The 4,792-nt window shown below is 74.6% G+C and carries 4 protein-coding genes; 3 read left to right on the top strand and 1 reads right to left on the bottom strand.

Going from position 1 to position 4,792, the window contains the following annotated elements:
• The 3 genes from IFT36_RS15230 to IFT36_RS15220 all read left to right on the top strand — a co-directional run.
• Positions 1 to 665, top strand: a 665-nt coding sequence (locus IFT36_RS15230; RefSeq protein ID WP_374058403.1) for an MFS transporter, incomplete at its 5' end; no start/stop codon positions are given.
• A gap of 524 nt (positions 666 to 1,189) precedes the next feature.
• A complete protein-coding gene (locus IFT36_RS15225; RefSeq protein ID WP_200413572.1) occupies positions 1,190 to 1,708 on the top strand; it encodes a BLUF domain-containing protein in 519 nt (172 codons plus the stop codon).
• Between the two features lie 118 nt (positions 1,709 to 1,826).
• The gene (locus tag IFT36_RS15220) at positions 1,827 to 4,157 is read left to right on the top strand and encodes an alpha-galactosidase (protein ID WP_200413571.1); all 2,331 of its coding nucleotides are present in this window, start codon (positions 1,827 to 1,829) and stop codon (positions 4,155 to 4,157) included.
• Positions 4,158 to 4,362: 205 nt separating this feature from the next.
• Here the strand turns inward: IFT36_RS15220 and IFT36_RS15215 are convergent.
• Positions 4,363 to 4,792 (bottom strand): ROK family protein (locus tag IFT36_RS15215; RefSeq protein WP_200413570.1); only part of this gene is annotated, 430 nt, incomplete at its 5' end.

Here is a 4,792-nt window from a genome sequence, read left to right as displayed (position 1 = left end):
GGGCCGGCTCGGCGACCGGGGCGGGCTCCGTCGACGACGCGACCCGCACCTCCTCGGCTCGTGACCGTCGCCGCGTCTCGCCCGGGTTCGTCGCGAAGTGGGGCGTGCTGCTGGCCCTCGTCGTCATCGCGTCGTCGGGTGCCGTCGTCGAGGACGCCGGCAGCACGTGGGCCGCGCTCTACCTGGGCTCGCTCGGGGCCGGCGTGACCGTCGCCGCCCTCGGGTTCGTCTCGCTGCAGGGGGCCCAGTTCGTCGGACGACTGCTGGGCGACGGCATGGTCGACCGCTTCGGCCAGAAGGCCGTCGCCCGGGCCGGGGGCGTCTTCGTCGCGGTGGGCATGGGCATCGCCCTGGCGTTCCCGTCGGTGATCGGCACGATCCTCGGCTTCGCGGCGGCGGGGTTCGGCGTCGCGACCCTGATCCCGGCGGCGATGCACGCGGCGGACAACCTGCCCGGGTTCCGGGCCGGCACGGGGCTGACGCTGGTGAGCTGGCTGCTGCGACTGGGGTTCCTGGCGTCGCCACCCGTCGTCGGGTTCGTCGCGGACTCGGCCGGGCTGCGGTACGGACTGCTGCTCGTGCCCGTGGTGGGCGTGGCCGTGGTGCTGCTCGCCGGGGTGCTCGAGGGACGTCGGGCCCGGGGGTCGGCACCGCGCGGCAGCTGATCCGGTCCGTGCCGGGTCGGGTCGGGTCGGGTCGGGTCGGGTCGGGTCCGGTCGGTGCCGGATCGGGTCGGGTCGGGTCGGGTCGGGTCGGGTCGGGTCGGGTCGCACCACCGTCGCGTCGTCGTCCCGTGTTCCGAGGTGGTTCGACGACGAGAGCGTGGTGCGGCCTCGGGGCACACGCCGATGACGGTGCGAGCCCGGGTCGGCGGTGAGACGGCGACGCGGCGCGATCGGTCAGGGCAGGCCGAGTGGTTCGGGCTCGAGGGGCGGCGGCACGGTTTCCAGCGGAGGGCGGACGACGCCCCGGGCCGAGTGAGGTCGCACCACCGATGCGTCGTCGAGCCACGCACGAGGGTGGTTCGACGACACGTCGGTGGTGCGACCTGGTCGGGCGGGGACGTGGCCGGGACGCGGCGGGGACGTTGGGGCCGGGGTCGGACCTGTCAGCGCCCAGAAGTGGGGAGTGCGGCGGGGCGGGACGCCGTGCAGAATCGGTCCAGCCCTGAGCCCGAGGAGGCCCACCCGTGCTGTCCACCGTGTACGTCAGTCGATCGTCGTACCCCTTCACCGACGACGACCTGGCCAACCTGCTGATGACCAGTCGCTCGAACAACGCCCGCCTGGGCATCACCGGCATGCTGCTGCACCGCGAGGGCCGCTTCATCCAGGTGCTCGAGGGGCCCGAGGAGGCGGTCCGCGAGCGCCTCGCCGTGATCGCGCGCGACCCCCGGCACACGGCCGTGCACACCATCGTCGACGAACTCGTCGAGGACCGGCTGTTCCCCGCCTGGACCATGGGCTACCGGGCCGTCACGGACGACCTGGCGACGGTCCTCCCGGGCTACGCCGACGTCTTCGACTCCGGCACGGGCACCGGCACGGGCTCCGGTACGGGCTCCGCCTCCGTCGCGGGTGCCGGCGTCCGCGACGACTTCAGCAACCTGTCCCCGTCGTCGTCGCACAAGGTCCGCACCCTGCTGCGCTGGTTCCGTGACCAGCCGACCGACGTGACCGACGGGCTGTTCTCGCCCCGCGCCTCCTGACCGGGGCCTGCTGACCGGGGCCTCCCGACCCGCGGTCGGACCCCGCCGGGGTTGTGACCCCCGCTCGGCGTCGGAGATACTTTTCGGACGAAAGTATCTGCCGCCGTCTGGAGCACCCGTGTCGCACCCCACCCCGTCGCCCACCGTCGTCGCGCCGTCCCGAGCACCCGACGCGTTCGTCCACCTGAGCAGCGCCGGCGTCAGCCTGCTGCTCGACGTCACCGACGCGCGCCTGCCGGCGGTCCTGCACTGGGGCGCCGCCCTCGGCCGGCCGACGCTCGAGGACGTGCGGTCCCTCGCCGTCGCGGCGGTGCCGCCGTACGTCAACAACCTGATGGACGAACCGGTGCGCCTGGCGATCCTGCCCGAGCACCACGCGGGCTGGTCGGGCAAGCCCGGGGTCGGCGGCCACCGCTCGGACGGCGCCGACTGGTCGCCGCGGTTCACGGTCGACACGCTCGACTTGACGGGCGAGGCGGAGGCGACCCGCGCCTCCTCGGGTCCCGAGCTGGTCGACGCCGGTGCCGCCGTCGTCACGGTCGAGGCGCACGACGACGTCGCCGGGCTCGCCGTCGTGCTCGAGATCGAGCTGACGGCGAGCGGGCTCGTCCGCACCCGGGCCGAGCTGACGAACGTCGCCGGGCGACGCGGAGGCGGTCGGTCGACCCCCGGCGACGACCGGACGGCGAGCACCGCGGCCGGCGCCGCGAGCACGGCGGCGGACGTTTACACGCTGACCGACCTGCACCTGGCCCTGCCGGTGCCGCCGCGAGCCCGCGAGATCCTCGACTTCGCGGGCCGCTGGGGCAAGGAGCGCACGCCCCAGCGCCGCGAGCTCGTCGTCGGCGTGCACGAACGCGAGGGACGCAAGGGCCGCACCGGCCCGGACGCCGCGACCGTGCTGAGCGTCGGCGTGCCCGGGTTCGGCTTCGGCGCCGGCTCGGGAGAGGTCTGGGGGCTGCACGTCGGGTTCAGCGGCGGCCACCGGCACTACGCCGAACGCCTGTCGACCGGGGCGCAGGTGCTGGGCGGCGGCGAGTTGCTGCTGCCGGGCGAGCTGCGGCTCGAAGTGGGCGAGTCGTACCGCAGCCCGTGGGTGTTCGGCTCGTACGGCGACGGCCTCGACGACCAGGCCCGGCGGTTCCACCGGTGGTTGCGCTCCCGCGAGCAGCACCCGACCCGCCCGCGCCCGATGACGATCAACGTCTGGGAGGCCGTCTACTTCGACCACGACCTCGCCCGCCTGCGCGACCTGGCCGACCGGGCCGCCGCCCTCGGCGTCGAGCGGTACGTGCTCGACGACGGGTGGTTCCGGGGGCGACGCGACGACCACGCCGGCCTCGGCGACTGGGTGGTCGACGGCGACGTCTGGCCCGACGGCCTGTCACCGCTGATCGACCACGTCACGGGCCTCGGCATGGAGTTCGGCCTCTGGTTCGAGCCCGAGATGGTCAACGAGGACAGCGACCTCGCCCGCGAGCACCCCGAGTGGATCCTGCAGACCGGCGACCGCCTGCCCCCGCGGTCGCGCGACCAGCAGGTGCTGAACCTCGGCATCGCCGGGGCGTTCGAGCACGTGCTCGGCCAGATGACGGCGATCCTCAACGAGTACGACATCGCCTACCTGAAGTGGGACCACAACCGCGACCTCGTCGACGCCGGCACCTGGCCGACCGGTGCCGCGGGCGTCCACGAGCAGACCCTCGCGGCGTACCGGCTGATGGACGAGCTCAAGGCGAGGTTCCCCGGTCTCGAGATCGAGTCGTGCTCGTCCGGCGGCGCCCGCGTCGACCTCGGCGTGCTCGAGCGCACCGACCGCGTCTGGGTCAGCGACTGCATCGACCCGCTCGACCGGCAGCAGATGAACCGCTGGACCATGCAGCTCCTGCCGCCCGAGCTGCTCGGCTCGCACATCGCCTCGGGCGTCAGCCACTCGACCGGCCGCTGGCACGAGCTGTCGTTCCGGGCGGGCACCGCCCTGTTCGGCCACCTCGGCATCGAGTGGGACCTCACCCGGGCCACCGATGCCGAGAACCGCGACCTCGCCGCGTGGATCGCCCTCTACAAGGAGCACCGCCAGCTGATGCACACGGGGGACCTCGTACGGGTCGACGAGGCCGACCCGTCGCTGCTGGTCTACGGCTCGGTCGCCGCCGACGCGAGCGAGGCCCTGTTCTTCCTCGCCTACGTCGGACGGTCGGACGTCGCACCGCTCGGCCGCGTGCTGCTGCCCGGGCTCGACCCCGAGCGCCGGTACCGGGTCGCCCCCGTCACCGTCGGCTCGCCCGACCACGGCCTCACGCCCCCGCCGTGGTGGGGCACGGCGGACGAGGGCGGCGCGTACCCCGGGGTGGTGCTCGGCGGGCGCGCCCTGGCGGTCGCCGGGCTGCAGGCGCCGTCGTCGTTCCCCGAGCGGGTCGTGCTGCTGCGGGTCACCGCCGCGGGGTGAGGCGGGGGCGGCTGCTCGGCTCGCTGCCCGATGAACCCCGTTCACGACGATGAACCCCGATGAATCGGGGTTCGTCTTCGCATTCGGGGTTCATCGGCGAACGGTCGGGTAGGAGGCGCGGGTCGGGCAGGAGGTGCGGGTCGGGCAGGAGGCGCGGGTCGCGTCCCGGGGCGCTCTCGGCGTCAGCGACCGGGCGCGCGCGGCGTCAGCGACCGAGTGCGTGCATCTGGATGGCGACGGCGGCGGCGCCGCGGGCCCACTCGTCGAACCGGAACTCCTGGACGAGCAGGCGGGGCGGTGGGACCGCCCGGTGGGCGTCGCGTGCGATCGCCGCGTCCACCGCGGCCCCGCCGACGGTCGCGAGCCGCACGCCCTCACCCGACATGAGGACCACCTCGGGGTCGAGCACGTTCAGCACGCCCGCGATCAGCTGGCCCAGGACATCGGCGGCGGTGTCGACGACGACCCGCGCCTCCTGGTGTCCGTCGGCGGCGAGGACGAGCAGGTCGTCGTAGGCGACCGGGCGGCCGAGGGCCCGGGCGGCGGCGGCCTCGACCGCGGCGACCGTGAGGAACGCGCTCGCGCAGTCGTGGTGGCCGAGGTCGCAGGTGGGGGCCGACACGTCGGCGCGGGCC

The sequence above is a fragment of the Frigoribacterium sp. CFBP 13605 genome, assembly GCF_014839405.1.
Lineage (GTDB): Bacteria > Actinomycetota > Actinomycetes > Actinomycetales > Microbacteriaceae > Frigoribacterium.
This window is presented reverse-complemented; position numbering and strand designations above follow the sequence as displayed.